Raw genomic sequence first — 18,740 nt, 5'->3', positions numbered from 1 at the left:
TAAATAAATTAATTGATTATCTCTTTGCTAAGTCAATTTAAACTAAGCGATTTAATCGTTCACCTTGCTTAAAGGCAAAAATATTTTGACTTAATAAATCAATCAACCGCTGTTGCGCTTCAATACTTGCCCAGGCGATATGCGCGGTAATCTTTAAACTCTCCAAGTTACTGTTAAGTAACGGGTGCGAAGCGGGAGGCGGCTCTTGTGTTAACACATCCAAAATGGCACAAGCAATCTCTTTGCTTTTTAAGGCGTCTAGTAAAGCCGTTTCATCAATTAATGCCCCTCGAGCTGTATTGACTAACACCGCGGTATTTTTCATACGTGATAAAACATCAGCATTGATTAGGTTTTCTGTTTCAGCTGTTTGTGGGCAATGTAAACTAATAATGTCAGCTTGCTCTATAACTTGATCAAAACAAACGCGATTTGCTCTAATCGCATTTGCTTTAGGCCGCTCACTAATAATAACCCTCATATTAAAAGCCTGCGCAATAACTGCCACCGCTTTACCTAAACTACCGTAACCAACAATACCCAGTGTTTTTCCTGCCAATTCACTAATGCTATTGCCGTGGTAACAAAAAGCATTGCTGCTTGACCATAAACCTTGCTCAGTATTACTGTTGTGATGGTTAGTTTTTTGATAATACTCAAGTAACTGGGCAAAAACATACTGTGCTACTGATTGCCCTGCATAGCCACTGACATTTGTTACGGCAATATTTAAATGTCTAGCCGCTTCAATATCTACATTGTTATAACCTGTTGCACTGATACAAATGAGTTTTGCTTTAGGTAAGGCTGGTAATATTTCTGCGGTTAACTGTACTTTATTGGTAATAATAATATCGGCATCAATACAGCGTTCTATTATCTCGGCAGGGGACGTTATCTCATAACAGAGTAACTGGCTAACCTGTTGCTCAATAGCAGAGAATTCAATAACAGGACTGAAAGTGTTTTTATCTAGAAATACTGCACGCATATTGCTTACTCATTATTTATTGATTTTTTTGTAGGTGTGTTAGTAAGGGGGTAGTGATGACTTAATAAAGTTTTGTAGTCGGTCAATAAAAATAAACTAGATAGTTCGTGTAGAGCTAGCTAGCTTATTTATTTAAAAAGGTACTATTGTTTTGCTAATCACCTAGTGTAAGTCACTCTATCCAGGTCGACCATCTTTTCTTGCGTTGATTAGCATAGGACCGTAACCGATTATAAAAATAATAAACGCTATAAGCCAAAATCCGCCGCTGATATCAATAAACAATAAGGTTTTTTCAGGAATAGCCCAAGGACCAAAAGCACGTACTAATGCCGCTAAGCTTATCAATACATAGGCAATGCTCATTGATTTTGGTGGTGTTAGAGGGCGGCCCGTGTGACCTAAAGAAACACGCGAAATCATAGCTAAAATCAAACCACCAATACCGCCAACAGTCAGTAGGTGCCAAACATGATTACTCGGTACTTCGGGTATTACATAACTGGCACCCAGCACGAATAGACCAAAACAAATAAATTTTATTGCGCCGTGAATAGACCACAAAAGAGGAACATGCAAGGTGATCCATGGTCGCCATCTTAACCAACGCATTGTTTGAAATACGCTGGCAATAATAAGTAATACACCAAAGAATAGCGCTGAAAAGCCAACTATTGGTTGTAATAGTAAGCTGAACATAGCAATTGCTAAACTACCATTGGCTGCTTTATCTAACCATGGTAATGGAGCTATTTTCGCGGTATTTGTGCCATTGGCTGTAAACATAGGAACAACACGACCAGCCATTACCGACATTAAAAACGTTACCAGCATTACACCAGCATAACCAGAATATACGCTATTGAATGTTGTCGGGTAGTGTATAGATAAGTGCATCTCTAAATTAGCGAGGGTAAATAATGCGAGTAATGGTACAAAGAACAAATTACGGTACTGCTTTATGGCAATAATGGGTTTAGCTAAAACATAAGCAACTGTTGGCAGAAACATTAGGTCAATCAAACCGGTAAGTATTGAACCGAGTAGATCAGGTACTACTAGGAAAATCCTACCCGCTAACCAAAGTAAGAACAAAGCGAGTAATATTGTGCCTTGTGCGCCTCTAACCCCTGTCCAATTTTGTACAGCTGTTAATAAAAATCCTGCAATAATGGCGCCGCCAAAACCAAAAATCATTTCATGAATATGCCACCAATATCCTCCTCCTAGAGGAGATAAGTTAATTGTTCCCTTATAAATTAATAGCCAAAGCGTAATGGCAAAAACGCTAAAGAGGGCTCCGCTAAGGAAAAATGGTCGAAAGCCTAAGCGTAATAGTGGTGGAATTTTTTGTTCTGTTGCTAAGTCGGTTATTTGCATCATTGGTGTGCCTTGTATGCATCGAAGATGATTACGACATCATGGTAATGGGGTTGTTGTAAATGATTGTAATAAATAGTTAGTAGCGATGCCCGAGATAGATCAATGAATAGTTAATAATTTGGTGAATATAATAAAAACTAGGCTATCACTGTTGATAGCCTAGAGGGCTAAGTTGTTGGGTGTTTGATTACTGTTGCACGAACTTTTTCACTTGGCTGAACGAAGCAGCGCCTACTTGCGTAGCCACTAACTGGCCACTGTTCATTAATAATAAGGTTGGAATACCTCGAATGCCAAACTTAGCCATTAACTCTTGACTGTTATCAGCGTTAATTTTTATTACTTTAATGTCTGCATGCTCTTGTGCTATTTGCTCAACGACAGGGGTTAGCATCTTACATGGCGCGCACCATGGCGCATAAAAGTCGATTAATACTTTCCTTTCAGCTTGCTCTACTACTTGTGAAAAATGCTCAGCTAAAACATCTTCAACTTTTATCAATGTATCTGTGCTCATGATGTACTCCATTATGTAGGGGGGTTATTAAATACCGGTTACTTAGTTTTTAATCAGTAAATGCAGTGTACTTAAGTTGCAATTGCTTTATTAGATGTGTTTAATGGAATTCATTGTTCTAAAAATGAAACAATAGGCGGAGGTATGAAATTGAGCAACTTAGATGATTTGCATTTATTTGTTAGCTTAGTCGAAGCAGGCTCTTTTACATTAGCGGCTAAAGAGCTAGGCATAGCAAAATCAAAAATAAGTCGACGCTTAGTGCTGTTAGAGAAAAAATTAGGTTGCGAACTACTTTTGCGCACAACACGAAAGCAGGAGCTCACCGATAGTGGTCGCTTACTCTTTTGTGCAAGTAAAGAGCATATTGATGCCTTAGGCAAAGTAGAAGAAGCGCTTTTATCATCATTAAATCAGCCGCAAGGTACGCTAAATATTTTATTACCCTTAGAGTTTTTTAATAAAATTATTAGTACTTTAATTGGTGATTTTTTAAGGCGCTACCCTAAAATTAATTTACATTGTCAGCATTACTCTGGTTCGGTTCCTGAATTTGACCCCAAGTTTGACCTTTGTTTTGTCTTGCACGAACAAGCGTTGCCAACAACAAACTGGATTGCTAAAGAATTATTAAGCTTCCCACAATCTATTTACCTTTCACCCACTATGTCATCTGAGAGTGAAATTAAACTGCTGCAAGAAGAAAGTATTAGGCCAGAACAACTTAGCCAGTATGATTGTATTTTGGCAGAGGGAAATAAGCCTTGGCATTTTCGTAATGGCGATAAAATTGAGCAAGTTAATGTTAGTGGTAGAGTAGTACTTTCTAGTCCAGAAATGCGTCTTCAAGCAGCAGAGCAAGGACTTGGTCTGTGCAAGTTACCTGACTATGTATTAAAAAACAGTTTGGTAAAAGTTAAACTTTTACCAAATAGTACACAAAATCAGCCACTAAAACGATTGTCGCTCAGTAATGAAAGTGTCGCCCAGCGCTTAAGTGTACTTTATCAAAGCCGTAATATTGCCAGTAAAACACGAACCTTTTTAGATTACTTTCAAAGTAATGTCGGGCAATTACTGTAAAAAATAGTCAATATGCTTTTTTGCCACAGACACTAACCGTTGTTATGATGTGGCATCTTTTTATTAACGAATAAATCATTGAAATATTATGTCAACAATGTCACTTGAACGAATTACTATAGAGCCGAAATCCCCAGCAACGTCCTGTGTCATATGGTTACATGGTCTGGGAGATTCGGGTGCCGGCTTTGCGCCTATTGTGCCAATGTTAGCTTTACCAGAAAATCACGGTATACGCTTTATTTTCCCGCATGCACCAGAGCAAGCAGTAACGATTAACCAAGGTTATGTTATGCGCTCTTGGTATGACATCAAAAGCATGGATTTACATAACCGTGCGGATATGGACGGTGTATTAGCTTCTGAAAAGCTTGTTCAAGCGTTAATTCAAGAGCAAATTGATATGGGTATACCAGCTAAAAATATCGTCTTAGCTGGCTTTAGCCAAGGTGGCGTATTGAGTTTATTTACCGGTTTACGGTTCTCGCAAAGTTTAGCGGGAATTTTAGCTTTATCTTGTTATTTACCAACAGCAGACAAACTACCAGAGCAATGTCATAGTGCTAATGTTGCTACGCCTATTTTACAAAACCACGGTGAGCGAGATGATGTTGTGCCTATGAGTGCGGGTAAAATGGCCAATACATTGCTAACAGCAGCAAATTATAAAGTTACTTGGCAGAGTTACCCAATGGAGCATTCTGTATTACCAGAGCAGCTCACTGATATTTCTGCGTGGTTACAAGCTAGGTTACTATATACCCGATCCTCTTGAAGATGCTCGTTTCAGGAAGCTTGAGCGAATCATATTCAAGGCACATTTTTTTATTAATGGTCACTCCCTTAAAAAAAAATGTAACGACGAGTATGTTTTGCTCAGGCTTCCCCAAAGGGCTGGTTTATAAACGCTTTATGCTGCGTTATTGATTTCGACAATAGAATAACTATTCTCTTCAATCAATGCCTTGCCTAAAGGCGTTTATAATTCCAGCTGAAACCTGCATCTTCAAGAGGAACGGGTATATACGTAACTACTTCAGGCTCTTATTTTCAATTGGCATTTAAAACTTAAGGATGATGAATGGATAACGTCAAAGCACAAAATGGAATTGACAGTACGATGAAGACAACAGTAAAAGCGAGGCTCGCAGTTATCAGACTTCAGAGTCATTTTACGGTTGCTAACGCGTTAAAGGTTATTGTCTTAGTGTCGTTGTGTCTTTTTATTTATAAAAAATCAAACCAGTCCATACAAGATGATGATAACAGCTTAGCCTACCTTGTTAGCCCGAAAGTGAATGATATTTATTTTTTAGACTTTCGTATTCTTAGTGAAAATCTTAGACCGAATGAAAAATATCGCATTGCCAAAGTCGTCGATATCACCGGTGATATTGTGACGCTGCTTTACGGTAATGTTTTTTATCTTCGTCAACAATCACTAAAAGATAGTATCAGATATGGGCAATTGAGATATAAAGATTACTTTGAGTCTAAGCGTTATGATTTAAAGCTGTCCCAGTTAAAAACCATGCATGAGTCTTCTGCTATTTATATGATTAAACGGCCAGATCAAAATATGCTTTATGGAAATTACATTAATGATCCTAAACCTGAATTGGGTTCAACATTATATATTCCCGGTAAACGAGAAAATATTGCGGGATTAAGTTTTAAAACATCGAGTTACCAAGAGAATAACTTACAGCAAGCTTTTGAGCGCTTCAGTCGCTCAGCTCAATTAGGTTTTGCTCAAGGGCAAATCAACTTAGCTCAAATGTACTTGAACGGTGAATATATTGATAAGGATCTTAGCCAAGCGATGTATTGGTTTAAACAAGCCGCATTGCAAAGTGATAAAGCTGGCGTACTTAAGTACGTGATTGTTTGTCGACAAGTGAGTTATTGCCAAGAGGGCGATTTTTACCAAGAGTTAACTGATGCTGGCGTGAATATTAAAGTGAGAAAGGTAGACTTTAAGCTTAATTAGAGACTGTTACCAAAGCATTACACTTTATTAGCCAGTAAACTTTTTAAATTCCCAAACTACACCAAGATTGGGTACCATACTAGGAAGCCACATCATTTTGATGTGGCTTCCTTTTTACATAAAATATTTATGAGTCTTCGCGGTATGATTCCGCGACTAAATGATGACGATTTAATAATTTATAAAATTCGGTACGATTACGTTGAGCAATTCGTGCCGCTTGAGATACATTTCCCGCAGTAATCTTTAATAATTTAGATAAATAATCCCGCTCAAAATGATCTCGCGCTTGCTGAAAAGAGGGGAATTGAGTTGAATCATCACGTAATGCATTTTTTACTAAGTTTGCACTGATGACACTTTCACTCGACAGCGCAATACTTTGCTCTACAACATTCTGCAGTTGTCTTATATTACCCGGCCAAGGTGCACTAATAAGTAATTCCATAGCTTCTTGGCTAATGCTCTTTATTGGTACGTTTGAACGAGCAACCGCTTGATTTAAAAAGTACTGTACTAACAGTGGAATATCTTCTCGGCGTTGCATTAATGTTGGTAATTCCAACTCAACCACATTCAATCGGTAATACAAATCTTCTCTAAAGGTACCTGTTTTAATGGCTTTAGTTAAATTAACATGCGTTGCCGATATGATGCGTACATCCACCTTGACCGCTTGCGTGCTGCCTACCGGTCTGATTTCTCTTTCTTGTAAAACGCGTAATAGTTTCACTTGAAAGCTTAGTGGCATATCTCCAATTTCATCTAAGAATAAAGTTCCGCCATCGGTTGCTTGAAATAAACCTTGGTGATTTCTTTCTGCACCGGTAAATGCTCCTTTAATGTGACCAAATAGCTCAGACTCAAGTAGTTGTTCAGGGATCGCTGCACAATTGATGGCAGTAAAAACCTTATCTTTACGATTACTGGCTTGATGAATAGCTTTTGCCAGCAGTTCTTTACCGGTACCGCTTTGGCTGTGAATAAGTACACTAAAGTCACTGTTAGCCACTTGTTTAGCTTGCTGTAATAGTGAAGTCATCACAGTACTGCGGCTAATAATATTATTACGCCATAGTTCAGTTTCACACGTTTGCTCACCACTTGAAGGCTGCAAGCGTATTGCTTGCTCAACAGTGTCTAACAGCTCTTGGCTTTCAAAAGGCTTAGTTAAAAAACTAAAGACACCTTGCTTAGTTGCATTAATCGCATCAGGAATGGTGCCGTGGGCAGTCATTATCACCACCGGGATATTAGGATGCTGTACTCTAATTTGTTCGAATAAAGCCATGCCATCCATACCTTCCATGCGCAAATCACTAATAACAACTTGAGGAACAAAGTTTTGCAATGTCCCTAAGGCTATTTTTGCATTGGCAGCGGATTCAACATTATAGCCAGCAGCGGATAAACGAATGCTGAGTAAACGTAATAAACTAGGATCGTCGTCTACGATGAGGATTTTGGCTGAATTACGGGGGATTTTTTGGGTGCTTAGGCTCATAAAACGTTCTCACTCATGGCTTAGCCACGCTCGTTAATATTTTGGTCAATTAGTTTGAGTAACATCAGTTGCTGGTTTACATGGTTTAATTGTTGATTTAATTGCTCAATTATCGCGTGATGCTCATCACTCTGTTTAGTTAATTCTTGCTCAGACAGTGTTTGTTTTTCAAGTAAATGCAGTTGGGTATTTAACTGATCCCTTAATAACATGGTAAAGGCCAAATTTTCTTTACTCATGCTATTGCTCGCTAATAAATGTTCATTGAGCAGTCGTTTTGCTTTATAAGGCTGATGAATAGTCGAATTTGGCAAACTATAAATTAAAATGAGTTTACCTTGGCTAAGTGCTTTGCCATTAACTTCACTCGTCAGTAATGAGTGCTGTTTATGCTCTTCCAGTAACAACTGATTGTTATTTAAGCTTTTTAACCATAAGTAATACTGACTATATTTAACCGAACCCCGAGTAGTCTCAGTCATTGTGCCAGTTACTGGTGCTGTAATTTGGCAAGCACTTGATAAGCTCGCTAATAGGATAATAAACGTTATCGAAAAACAGTGTTTAGTCCTGCTAATTATTGAAGTTCTTACGCTAAATTTCATTTTTTTCATAAGGTTTTATCTGTTTGCGTATTGGGTAAGGTGATGCTGACACAGGTACCGTTTGTAGTGGTAGCGCTGAGTTTATTCGCCGGTATTATTTTGATACTGCCATTAAGGCGCAGCAATAACTCTTTGACTATAGTTAGCCCTAAACCACTACCTTTTATTTGACTGTTTATCGGTGCTGTCCCTTGATAAAAAGCATCAAATACTTTCTCGCAAAGTGATGGGTCTATCCCAGGACCTTGGTCAATTATATTAATGGTTATGTACTCCTTGCTACTGCTATAAGTTATGGTGATATTTCCGTCTCTGGGGGAATATTTTATCGCATTAGAAAGAATGTTATCTAAAACAACACTGAGTTGTTTGCTATTACTGTAAATATAATAAGGGCTGTTATTACATTTCAATAGCAAATTTTTAGATTTAATATCGAGTTTCCTAACGTTGCAAGCATCACTTATTAGCTCAGATAAACTAATTTTATCTAAGCCATGTAAGCTGGTTGAATCCAATACAATATTAAAATCAAGTAAGTCTTCAATTAAGCGCTGTAAGCGATTTACACTGGTGCGAATGATGTCGCAAATTTCTTGCTGATCCTCATTGAGGGGACCAACACTATTATCATAGATAAGCTCTGTGCCTTCTCTAATCGCAGCGAGTGGCGTTTTTAACTCATGGGATATATGCCGAATAAAACTCGACTTTTGTAACTCAAGTGCATGGAGGCGTTGCCTCATATTCTCTAGCGCATCTGCGATTTCCCTGACTTCGGCAGGGCCATGCAAGTTGATTTCTTGTTCGAAATTTCCTTGCTCTAATAGTTTTATTTTATCAGTGAGCCGTTTTAACGGTTTCGTGATCAAAATGATGAAAATACCAGCAATCAAGAGAGTGATAGGAATAATATATAAACGTTCAAGGATATTATTACTAATATCTTCCGTGGTGTGATGTATGTTTAAAACTTGTTGATTAACGACAAAGTTACTGCGTTTCTCTAGCTTTTTATTAATAAGATGTAATGGTTTGAATTCTTGTTGAATTTGCGTTAATGACAGCGTCTCAATTACATCACTTAGCATCAAAGCACTTAGTCTATCGCTCTCAACCTGTAGCGATGTGAGCTGCTCTTTTAGCGCATTATCTTGCTGTTTAGCTGATGTTTCTTTAATGATACTTTTTAACACTTTTTGGTGGCGACTAAATACTGTAAGTAATTCACCATCTTTGAGTACGACATATTGACTCGCCGAGCGCTCTATTTTGGCAATAGTGTCATCGAGTTTATTGTTAAGTTGAGTTAATTGCGCAACATGATAAATAGCGCTAGTACTTTGCTTAGCTAATTGACTCACTTTATTAGCACCAAAGAGTAAAGCCATCACTAACGGCATAGCAACAAAGGTAAAGCCAATTAATGTCAGCTTATTAATGGAAGTCTTGTTCAGAAGCGACTGACTAAAAATATAAAAGGAAAGTGTGAACTGCCTTAGTAATGCTTTCTTTCTTTTTAGTTTGCTAAGGAGAGTCATGAAATTTAGCCTGAACGTTTTACGGTGATTATAACTAGATGACCTTTGTATGATAAAAATAAAATAAAAACAAGGGTGTCTTTATTTTGAGACAAGCATATGTAATAAATTATTCTGCACTAAGTTATTGTAAGTTAATGTTTTATTGTTTTTTCTGTAAGGGTATTACTTGATAGTAATCGCTAATATTTTATTGTGTTGGTATTTGGCGACACTTTATTGTGGGCTTAGATTGAAATAAAGAACAACATTGATTTAAAATTCATTTAAATCAAAAGTTTGATGTTGTTGGCACATTCTATGCTAAGTCTCTATCGATAATGAATTTAACTAGCGCAAATAAAACGCTTTAATATTAAAAATGAGGATCACCATGAATAGTATCAGTTTAACGCAAGTAACCGCATTTGTTGTAGCCGTAAGTATGGCTTCTTTTTTCGTCAATGCTGATGATGCTCTAGCTCATACTACTGAGGATAACACTGTCGTACATGCAGAAAACTCAGTTAGCTCAGCAGTAGTTGAAGCGGTAGAAGAGTCGAACGACAAATTTACTTTCACTTCACTTGATACTGACAAAAATGGCAAGTTAAGCCAACAAGAAGTTGTTGCTGGCAAGAATGAGTGGTTAGTAAAGTCATTTACACAAATTGATAGTAATGCGGATAAATCACTAACAGAACAAGAATTAATTGATTTTGTTGCCACAACTGCAGCGGCAACAAAATAGCAAATAAATAACGAGTACGGACATACTCGACACCGTTTAAAGGGGAGCTCCCAACCCATATCAAATCATTTAGTCGTCATTCTTACGGACAGAGAAAATTACTTAATAGACTTGTTATAACTCCACTCCCCTTTGGGCCGGCTACTTAGGTAGTCGGCCTTTTTTATGCGTTAAAGATATAAACAAGATTAACCGTATAGTTACTGCGATAAACGGTTGTTGTTGATATATCCTCTCCAGTCGATGCTTGCTAGACTAAGCGTAATTACTATAAAAAGAGAATATTCAATGAAACCTCAGTTTATCAAAGCATTTTTAGTTTCTAGTATTTTAATGGGGTGCTCAACCGCAACTGAAACGACTAATGTACAGCCCGCAGCTAATACAATAAATAAAGCTACTGCGAGCGTTCAAACAGTAGCCGAATCAAAAGCACTTCTTTTGGCTAAATGGCAAGGTCCTTTTCAAGGCGTTCCTGCCTTTGATCAAGTAACTTTAGCAGGGCTAGTACCAGCGATGGAACAAGCGATGGCAGCTAATCTAGCTGAAATCGATTTGATTGCTAATAATACGCAAGCGCCAACATTTGAAAATACCATCGTGGCTATGGAAAAAACGGGTAGTGACTTAGATCGAATTTTCACTTATTACGGTATTTGGAGTGCTAATAAATCAAGTACTGAATTTAGAAAAATTCAAACGGAACTAGCACCAAAATTATCTACATTTTCTTCGGCCATCAAGCAAAACCAACAATTATTTGATCGTATTTCAGCTGTCTATAATTCAGATGAAGTTAAAACACTGAGTCCGGCAAAACAACGTTTAGTCTTCTTAACGTATAATAGTTTTTCACGTGATGGCGCTACCTTAAATGATAGTGATAAAGAGCGTTATGCCCTAATTAATCAACGTTTAGCGCAGTTGCAAACAAAATTTGGTAATAATGTTTTAGCAGATGAAGAAAACTATGTTGTTTACTTAAGCAAAGCTCAATTGGGTGGCTTGCCTGACTCTATTGTTAATGTTGCGGCAGCAGCAGCGACCGAACGAGACCGTGAAGGTGAGTATGCGATTACCAATACTCGTTCTTCAATGGATCCCTTTTTAACCTATTCAACAGAGCGCATGTTAAGAAAACAAGTTTGGCAAAACTATTATAGTCGCGGAGACAACGGTGATGACTTTGATAATAATGCCATTATCGCGGAAATTTTACAGTTACGTCATGAGCGTGTCGGCCTATTAGGCTATAAGAACTATGCCTCATGGCGCTTAGAAGACCGTATGGCTAAATCACCAGAAAATGCTATTGCTTTGATGGAGTCTGTTTGGCCTGCTGCTATTGCACGGGTTGATGAAGAAGTTGCTGACATGCTCGCTATTGGTAAAAAACAAGACGGTATAGAGCAAGTACAAGCATGGGATTATCGTTTCTATGCGGAGAAAGTACGTAAAGATAAATATGACTTAGACTCTGATGAAGTTAAGCAGTATTTACAGTTAAATAATCTACGTGAAGCTATGTTCTATGTTGCGGGGCGTTTATTTAACTTTAACTTTACAGAAGTGACTGATGGCTCTGTGCCGGTATTTCATGAAGATGTTCGCGTTTGGGAAGTAAAAGACAAAACTTCAGGTGAACATATAGGCTTATGGTACTTAGACCCATTTGCTCGCAAAGGTAAACGTTCAGGTGCATGGGCAACTACGTATCGTAGTCATACAACGTTTGAAGGCAAGAAAAATGTACTTTCATCAAATAACTCTAATTTCTCTAAAGGAGTAGCTGGGCAACCAACGCTGATCTCTTGGTCAGATGCTGAAACATATTTCCATGAATTTGGTCATGCTTTACACTTTTTAGCGTCTAAAGTTGAGTACCCAACACTTAATTCAGGTGTACGTGATTACACTGAGTTTCAATCTCAATTATTAGAGCGTTGGTTAGCAACGGATGAAGTGATTAATAACTATCTTGTGCATTATCAAACAGGCAAGCCTATGCCTAAAGCACTAATTGCTAAAATAAAACAAGCAGCAACGTTTAATCAAGGCTTTAGTACCACTGAGTATTTAGCTTCAGCGTTAGTTGATATGAAGTTTCATACTGTTGACCCTACAGGCATTGACCCAGATAAATTTGAACGTGAGACATTAGCAGCGTTAAAAATGCCAAAGCAAATTGTCATGCGTCATCGTAGTCCGCAATTTGGCCATATATTTAGCAGTGAAGGTTATGCGTCAAGTTATTATGGTTACATGTGGGCAGAAGTATTAACGTCTGATGCGGCAGAAGCTTTTGCACAAGCCCCTGGTGGTTTTTACGATAAAGACGTTGCCGATAAATTGGTAGAGCATTTATTTAGTGTTCGCAATGCTGTTGACCCAAGTGAAGCTTACCGTGCGTTTAGAGGTCGTGATGCGAAAGTTGAAGCGTTAATGCGTGATCGTGGCTTTCCAGTAAAAACTAATAAAGAACAGTAAATAGAAACTATCTATTGTTGTATAAAATAAACTCGCTTCGGCGAGTTTTTTTATAACTAAAAGTAAGGCTACTTACTGACAGGCTTCTCTATTTCACTGATACCTTCGTGTACCATTTCAGCAACATTTTCTAACTTGGCAGCAATTACTGTTTGTGCGTCAAACAAACCACGATTATAAAAATAAGCCCCCACTTCTTTAGAAAAAAAATCCAATAAAAATTCTGCATCAAATTGACCAAGATCTTGGTCAAGTTCATTAGAAAAATAGCCTTGGATTTTAGTTACTAGTTGTTCTGTTTCTGTGCTTGAGAATTTAATCGTGCTCATTTTAGTCATCAATAAAATAATTATATCGGCTAGTATACCGAGCGATACCAGTAAAGGGATAGTATTTTATTATTGTGTTGTTTTGTGGGTGATTTGTATGAAAAGTGTAATATTATTAATGGATTAGTAGATTTCATAAAACTTTAGTGTCATATTTGTTTTGCTTTTTAACATGGATCAAAATAATAAGGATATACCCTTTGCAACTATTTAAACTATCTTGTCTTGCTACTTTACTGTTACCTAATATTGTACTTGCTGAAAGTTACCAATCGTTTACTCATTTAAGCTATTCACAAAACAAGTCCTCATTTAACGCATCAGAATATAACTATTCTAGTAAAGGAAACTCAGATAATTTTTCATTATCTAGTCGATACTATTTTGATGAAAGACAGTCGTTAGGCCCACTAAATGAGTTTGATTATATTAATACCAGCAGCACTATTTCTATTTTTTCCAGTAATCGGAACTCCGAGTATTTTGCTGTTAATAATGACAATAATTTTAATAGCGATTACAGCAACAATAAAGTAGGAGTTAGTGGCGAGTGGATTACCAATAGTTTTATTTTAGGCGGAAGTTATAGCTATAACAAATCCAGACGAGATTACAATGAATTTTCTTATGATGACAGTGGTAACGATTTATCAGTAAAGTTAGGTTACTTGTTTACTGATAACTTTGTAATTCAAGCCGGCTATCTCGAGGATGAAGATGGCGAAGACACATTTAGCTATAGCGCTCGCTATAATTTACAATTAGCAGACACAGATTACATTGGTTTTACCTATGGTGTTGATGACAGTTTTGATGTTCATCAGTTGTCATCTCAATATTTTTTTGGTATTGCAGAGCAAAGTTACTTGGTACTTGGCGGGAGTTATACTCTAAATAACCGTGATAATGCTTTTTCAAAGGATTACTGGAGTATCAATGGTAGCTACTATTATGACGATAAAACATCGGTGTCAGTTACGTATGCAGATAATGATTTTTATAGTGTCGGTGTTCGTTATTTCATAGATAATAATTACTCAATACAAGCTGGTTATAATTCAGTTTCGGGTGATAAAAATCAAAGTGAATATGAGGGGGGGCATTTCAGCTTTTCTGCGCAATTTTAGCAAAGTTCACTGGCCGATACTACTATCGATAACCTAAAAACCAACCCTTAGACCGGTGTAATAACGTCGGCCATTTTTATATATACCAATGGGTGCATATTCATTGCGATCATAGGTATAAATTATTTCATTGGTTACGTTAATACCTTCAAATACTGTTGAGAGATAGTCGGTTACGTTAAATGCTACGTTAATATCCCATTGACCATAATCATCAGTAATCTCCTCACCCACGGCAGTAGATAATTCAGTTCTGAAATTATAAGACAAACGTGTACTTAACCAGTCATTTTCATAATAGGTGGTTAAGTTGCTACTGTGTTTTGAGTTTCCTTGAATATTGATATTTTCGCCAGTCAGGGCATCTTTTCTGTCCCCTTTAATTTAGGTGTAATTGGTAATAATACTTAAGCTGTAAAAGTTCTTGTTATAAGTTTAACTCCAAGCCATAAATGCTGCCGCTGATCATTTTTAATAAATTTTATGTAAAAATTGACTCAAAATGGTTAGTTTTGGCATGCGAGAATCACGTCGATTTAAATGTAATCAACGGGTAGCGCCGTGGTATATTTAATTTCTTCCATAGCGAAACTAGAGCTAATGTCAGAGAAGTCAACGCGCGTGATAAGCTCTTTATAAAAGCGATCGTAGGCTTTCATATCTGGAACGACAACGCGAAGTAAATAATCGACATCACCACTCATGCGATAGAATTCAACAATTTCAGGAAAATCATCTGCCACCTTAGCAAAGGTAGCCAGCCAATCAGGGTTGTGTTTATTAGTTTTTACCATGACAAAAATAGATAAACCTACGTTTAACTTTTCGGGGTCAGCAAGCGCAACACGTCCTTTAATAATGCCTGACTTCTCCATCGCTTGTATTCTTCGCCAACAAGGTGTCGTCGATAGACCAACGCGCTCAGCGATGTCACTGGTTGATAGAGTACAATCTTTTTGTAAAATGCTTAAAATATGCTTATCAAAAGAATCCATGTTACTGCCTTACTTGTTATATGTGGTATATAAAACCGCATTATTGACATATATTAGCAGTAGATTGCTAACATTGTCTTTGAAATAGATTTTACATATTATTTTTTGGAAAGTAATGGCTATAATATCTAGGACTAAATACGTCAATATAAATACAAAGTGTTTTTTGTGGAGAGAAAATGAAGAGTAAACTTAAAAAGTGGTGGCTTACCGATTGCTCTTTCTGTCGAAAAGCGAGGTTGCTATTCATATGGCTTCTACTAATGTTAATTGTAGATTTCTTTTTCTTTCAATTATTATTTTAGTTTCTGGCTTTATTGGTCAACGGGAGTTGCTAATATCTAACAGGAAAAAAGCTAAAGTAACTTAACTAATCATAGGCAAAATAATATGTCAAAAGGACTACTTTGGAGTGACTCACAAGAGATTGCTTTGGACTTAATTGAACAACATCCTGACGTTGACCCCTTTAAGTTACATTTCACCGATTTAAGACAATGGATACTCGAGTTAGAACGCTTTGATGATGATCCTAAACATTGCGGAGAACGCGTGCTCGAAGCTATTCAATTGGCTTGGATGGCTGAGGTTGATTAGTGACGTTAGCTCGTTTTCTCTAGAGATGTGAAATTACAGGCGTAGCTAATACATATTTTTTGTCAAAAAATGCATACTTATTTCGCATTGCGGAATCGATATATCTTTTTTAAATCGATTCAACTAATTATTCTCAATTTTAGCATATTCAACCATGCTCATGCTTTGCAGCAGGATCAATATCATTTATACTTTACGTCATTAATTAAGCATATATTCATTATTCACCAAACAAATAAGTAGCCAGCCCAATGCCTCAATCTAAACGCCCACTTTATATACCTTATGCAGGACCTTCACTATTAGAAACCCCGCTATTAAATAAGGGGAGCGCTTTTAGTAAAGAAGAGCGCGGTAGTTTCAACTTAACAGGGCTTTTACCGCCACGCTTCGAAACCATTGATGAGCAAGCTGAGCGTGCATACCGTCAGTACAGCTGCTTTCAAACGAATATCAATAAACACATTTATTTACGTGCGATCCATGATAATAATGAAACTTTATTTTTTAAATTAGTACAAAATCATCTTGCCGAAATGATGCCTATTATTTATACCCCGACGGTAGGGGATGCTTGTGAGCAATTTTCGGATATTTATCGCAGTTCTCGTGGTTTGTTTATTTCTTATGAAGACAGATTTAATATTGATGACATGTTACGTAACGCGACTAAAAATAAAGTAAAAGTCATTGTGGTTACTGATGGTGAACGTATTTTAGGTCTAGGCGATCAGGGCATTGGCGGCATGGGTATTCCCATTGGAAAACTGTCTCTTTACACTGCATGTGGTGGTATTAGTCCCGCGCATACTTTACCGGTAATGCTTGATGTGGGCACTAATAACCAAAAGCTGTTAGACGATCCAATGTATATGGGCGCGCGACATAAGCGTATTGATCAAGATTCTTATGATGAATTTTTAGAATTATTCGTTAGTGCAGTTAAACGTCGTTGGCCGCATGTTTTGTTGCAATTTGAAGACTTTGCTCAACCTAATGCAATGCCCTTATTACAACGTTATAAAGATAGAATTTGTTGTTTTAATGATGATATTCAAGGAACCGCTTCCGTTACTGTTGGGACTTTACTTGCGGCTTGTCGTAGTAAAGGTTCAAAATTATCAGAGCAGAGCGTCGCCTTTGTTGGTGCTGGTTCGGCTGGGTGTGGTATTGCGGAGCAAATTATCAGTCAAATGATGAGCGAAGGTATTTCAGCGGAAAAAGCACGTAGCCAAGTATTTATGGTTGATAGGTTTGGCTTGTTAACGCAAGGTATGGAAGGTCTTCGTGATTTCCAGCAAAAATTAGTGCAAAGCAATGAAGCTATAGCGGCTTGGGATGTTGCCGGAGAGTTCGCTACACTTGTGGAAGTAATGCACGGCGCGAAACCTGATATCCTTATTGGTGTTTCAGGTCAAGCAGGCTTATTTACCGAACAAGTTATTACCGCAATGAAGATTCATTGTGAAATGCCAATTATCTTCCCGTTGAGCAATCCTTCTCGTCAAGTAGAAGCAACGCCAAGCCAAGTAATTAATTGGACAAAAGGGCAAGTGATTATTGCGACGGGAAGTCCGTTTGAGCCTATTGAATACGAAGGTAAAACCTATCCTATTGCACAGTGTAATAATAGTTACATATTCCCGGGCATTGGCTTAGCTGTTGTTGCAGCAAATATCAGTCGTATTACTGATGATATGTTACAAGTGGCAAGTGAAACCTTAGCGGCGGCGTCACCTTTAGCGAATAATGAATCGAATGAACTACTGCCCCCATTAACTGCTATTGCACAATTGAGTAAAGATATTGCTTTTGCCATTGCACAAGTTGCTTTTAGAGAAAACCTAGCTCTGCCTATGAGTGATGAAGAGTTACTGGCTAAAATAGACAGAAACTTCTGGAAACCAGTGTACCGCCAATATCGCAGAATAAGTGTTTAGGTGGATCTGAACAACGCTTTCAATGGTTAGTCTCTAACTAAACTAATGATATTGCTTAAACGCGATTTCATTAGTTTTTTGTAGTACTTTCGTCTATAATGCGCCCAAAATTATAGTCATTTTACTAAATGGCTATATATAATTTATAAAAATTTTAATATAAATTACTATTTTTAACTTAACTTTAATCAATTTAAAAGGGCTTATCATGGCTATCGAACGTACTTTTTCTATCGTAAAACCAGACGCAGTTGCTAAAAACTTTATCGGCCAAATCTACAACCGTTTTGAAACTGCTGGTTTAAAAATCGTAGCTTCTAAAATGATTCACTTAAGCCAAGAAAAAGCAGAAGGTTTCTACGCTGAACATAGCGAACGTCCTTTCTTTGGCGCTTTAGTTTCATTCATGACTTCAGGTCCTGTAATGGTTCAAGTTTTAGAAGGCGAAAATGCTGTTCTTAAAAACCGTGAAATCATGGGTGCTACTAACCCAGCTGAAGCACTTGCTGGTACTATCCGTGCTGATCTTGCTGATTCAATTGACGAAAATGCTGCTCACGGCTCTGATGCTTTAGAATCAGCAGCTCGTGAAATTGCATATTTCTTCTCAGACGAAGAGATTTGTCCACGCACTCGTTAATATTGCTTAACAATTGCTTCTTTACTCAATATTTTTGTCGCAAGTGCTCACGTAGTAAACTACGCTCTGCGCTAGCTCCTCAATCTTGAACAAATTAGCATATTGTTAATTCAATTTTAATTGAAGCGAATTGAAAGGATTTTACTGGTTTCGGTAAAATCCTTTTATTATTTTAAGTGGAAAATAAATACCTCTTAAAATAAACCTAGTAAAATTGCGATTGTTGCTTGAAAAGTGTACAATATGCGCCTTGTTTTTTAGGCTGCTTTATCAAGCGGTTT

Annotated in this window: 18 protein-coding genes; 9 read left to right on the top strand and 9 right to left on the bottom strand. The window is 37.4% G+C overall.

Going from position 1 to position 18,740, the window contains the following annotated elements:
* Window positions 1–37 precede the first annotated feature (37 nt).
* The 3 genes from CXF71_RS19580 to trxA form a co-directional block, all read right to left on the bottom strand.
* Entirely contained in the window at window positions 38–991 is a 954-nt protein-coding gene (locus CXF71_RS19580; RefSeq protein ID WP_101234601.1) for a D-2-hydroxyacid dehydrogenase, read from the bottom strand.
* Window positions 992–1,168: 177 nt separating this feature from the next.
* On the bottom strand, window positions 1,169–2,374 hold the full coding sequence (locus tag CXF71_RS19575) for an NnrS family protein (RefSeq protein ID WP_101234600.1): 1,206 nt from the start codon (window positions 2,372–2,374) through the stop codon (window positions 1,169–1,171).
* Between the two features lie 187 nt (window positions 2,375–2,561).
* On the bottom strand, window positions 2,562–2,891 hold the full coding sequence (trxA, locus tag CXF71_RS19570; protein ID WP_101234599.1) for a thioredoxin: 330 nt from the start codon (window positions 2,889–2,891) through the stop codon (window positions 2,562–2,564).
* A gap of 144 nt (window positions 2,892–3,035) precedes the next feature.
* Here trxA and CXF71_RS19565 point away from each other — a divergent pair, with 144 nt between their 5' ends.
* The 3 genes from CXF71_RS19565 to CXF71_RS19550 all read left to right on the top strand — a co-directional run bounded on the left by CXF71_RS19565 (window position 3,036) and on the right by CXF71_RS19550 (window position 5,964).
* Entirely contained in the window at window positions 3,036–3,974 is a 939-nt protein-coding gene (locus CXF71_RS19565) for a LysR family transcriptional regulator (RefSeq protein ID WP_101234598.1), read from the top strand.
* A gap of 88 nt (window positions 3,975–4,062) precedes the next feature.
* Window positions 4,063–4,749 carry an alpha/beta hydrolase gene (locus tag CXF71_RS19560; protein WP_101234597.1) on the top strand — a complete coding sequence of 229 codons (687 nt, stop codon included), beginning with the start codon at window positions 4,063–4,065 and terminating at the stop codon, window positions 4,747–4,749.
* A gap of 306 nt (window positions 4,750–5,055) precedes the next feature.
* Window positions 5,056–5,964 (top strand): tetratricopeptide repeat protein, encoded by a 909-nt coding sequence (locus CXF71_RS19550; protein WP_101234596.1) that lies wholly within the window; start codon window positions 5,056–5,058, stop codon window positions 5,962–5,964.
* A gap of 127 nt (window positions 5,965–6,091) precedes the next feature.
* Here CXF71_RS19550 and CXF71_RS19545 read toward each other — a convergent pair whose 3' ends face one another.
* The 3 genes from CXF71_RS19545 to CXF71_RS19535 form a co-directional block, all read right to left on the bottom strand.
* Window positions 6,092–7,468 carry a sigma 54-interacting transcriptional regulator gene (locus CXF71_RS19545; RefSeq protein WP_101234595.1) on the bottom strand — a complete coding sequence of 459 codons (1,377 nt, stop codon included), beginning with the start codon at window positions 7,466–7,468 and terminating at the stop codon, window positions 6,092–6,094.
* A gap of 20 nt (window positions 7,469–7,488) precedes the next feature.
* Entirely contained in the window at window positions 7,489–7,950 is a 462-nt protein-coding gene (locus CXF71_RS19540) for a hypothetical protein (protein WP_157826806.1), read from the bottom strand.
* A 128-nt stretch (window positions 7,951–8,078) separates the two neighbouring features.
* Window positions 8,079–9,614 carry a HAMP domain-containing sensor histidine kinase gene (locus CXF71_RS19535; protein WP_101234593.1) on the bottom strand — a complete coding sequence of 512 codons (1,536 nt, stop codon included), beginning with the start codon at window positions 9,612–9,614 and terminating at the stop codon, window positions 8,079–8,081.
* A gap of 373 nt (window positions 9,615–9,987) precedes the next feature.
* Here CXF71_RS19535 and CXF71_RS19530 point away from each other — a divergent pair, with 373 nt between their 5' ends.
* Both CXF71_RS19530 and CXF71_RS19525 read left to right on the top strand, forming a co-directional pair.
* A complete protein-coding gene (locus CXF71_RS19530) occupies window positions 9,988–10,344 on the top strand; it encodes a hypothetical protein (protein ID WP_101234592.1) in 357 nt (118 codons plus the stop codon).
* A 288-nt stretch (window positions 10,345–10,632) separates the two neighbouring features.
* Entirely contained in the window at window positions 10,633–12,831 is a 2,199-nt protein-coding gene (locus CXF71_RS19525; RefSeq protein ID WP_101234591.1) for a M3 family metallopeptidase, read from the top strand.
* Between the two features lie 68 nt (window positions 12,832–12,899).
* Here the strand turns inward: CXF71_RS19525 and CXF71_RS19520 are convergent, their stop codons facing one another.
* Window positions 12,900–13,160, bottom strand: coding sequence for a DUF2164 domain-containing protein (locus CXF71_RS19520; RefSeq protein WP_101234953.1), 261 nt, complete (start codon window positions 13,158–13,160; stop codon window positions 12,900–12,902).
* A gap of 200 nt (window positions 13,161–13,360) precedes the next feature.
* Here CXF71_RS19520 and CXF71_RS19515 point away from each other — a divergent pair, with 200 nt between their 5' ends.
* Window positions 13,361–14,287 carry a putative porin gene (locus CXF71_RS19515; protein WP_157826805.1) on the top strand — a complete coding sequence of 309 codons (927 nt, stop codon included), beginning with the start codon at window positions 13,361–13,363 and terminating at the stop codon, window positions 14,285–14,287.
* Window positions 14,288–14,320: 33 nt separating this feature from the next.
* On the opposite strand, the gene CXF71_RS19510 is transcribed toward CXF71_RS19515, so the two are convergent.
* Window positions 14,321–14,557, bottom strand: a complete 237-nt coding sequence (locus tag CXF71_RS19510; RefSeq protein ID WP_101234589.1) for a TonB-dependent receptor — start codon at window positions 14,555–14,557, stop codon at window positions 14,321–14,323.
* A gap of 266 nt (window positions 14,558–14,823) precedes the next feature.
* Window positions 14,824–15,282 carry an Lrp/AsnC family transcriptional regulator gene (locus tag CXF71_RS19505; RefSeq protein ID WP_101234588.1) on the bottom strand — a complete coding sequence of 153 codons (459 nt, stop codon included), beginning with the start codon at window positions 15,280–15,282 and terminating at the stop codon, window positions 14,824–14,826.
* Between the two features lie 390 nt (window positions 15,283–15,672).
* On the opposite strand from CXF71_RS19505, the gene iscX reads away from it, so the two are divergent.
* The 3 genes from iscX (at window position 15,673) to ndk (ending at window position 18,459) form a co-directional block, all read left to right on the top strand.
* Window positions 15,673–15,879, top strand: a complete 207-nt coding sequence (iscX, locus tag CXF71_RS19500) for a Fe-S cluster assembly protein IscX (protein WP_101234587.1) — start codon at window positions 15,673–15,675, stop codon at window positions 15,877–15,879.
* Between the two features lie 251 nt (window positions 15,880–16,130).
* Window positions 16,131–17,819 carry an NAD-dependent malic enzyme gene (locus tag CXF71_RS19495; protein WP_101234586.1) on the top strand — a complete coding sequence of 563 codons (1,689 nt, stop codon included), beginning with the start codon at window positions 16,131–16,133 and terminating at the stop codon, window positions 17,817–17,819.
* A gap of 208 nt (window positions 17,820–18,027) precedes the next feature.
* Complete coding sequence (gene ndk, locus CXF71_RS19490) at window positions 18,028–18,459, top strand: nucleoside-diphosphate kinase (RefSeq protein ID WP_101234585.1); 432 nt, start codon at window positions 18,028–18,030, stop codon at window positions 18,457–18,459.
* Window positions 18,460–18,740: the final 281 nt, after the last annotated feature.

It is taken from the genome of Colwellia sp. 12G3 (assembly GCF_002836775.1).
Lineage (GTDB): Bacteria > Pseudomonadota > Gammaproteobacteria > Enterobacterales > Alteromonadaceae > Colwellia.
This window is presented reverse-complemented; position numbering and strand designations above follow the sequence as displayed.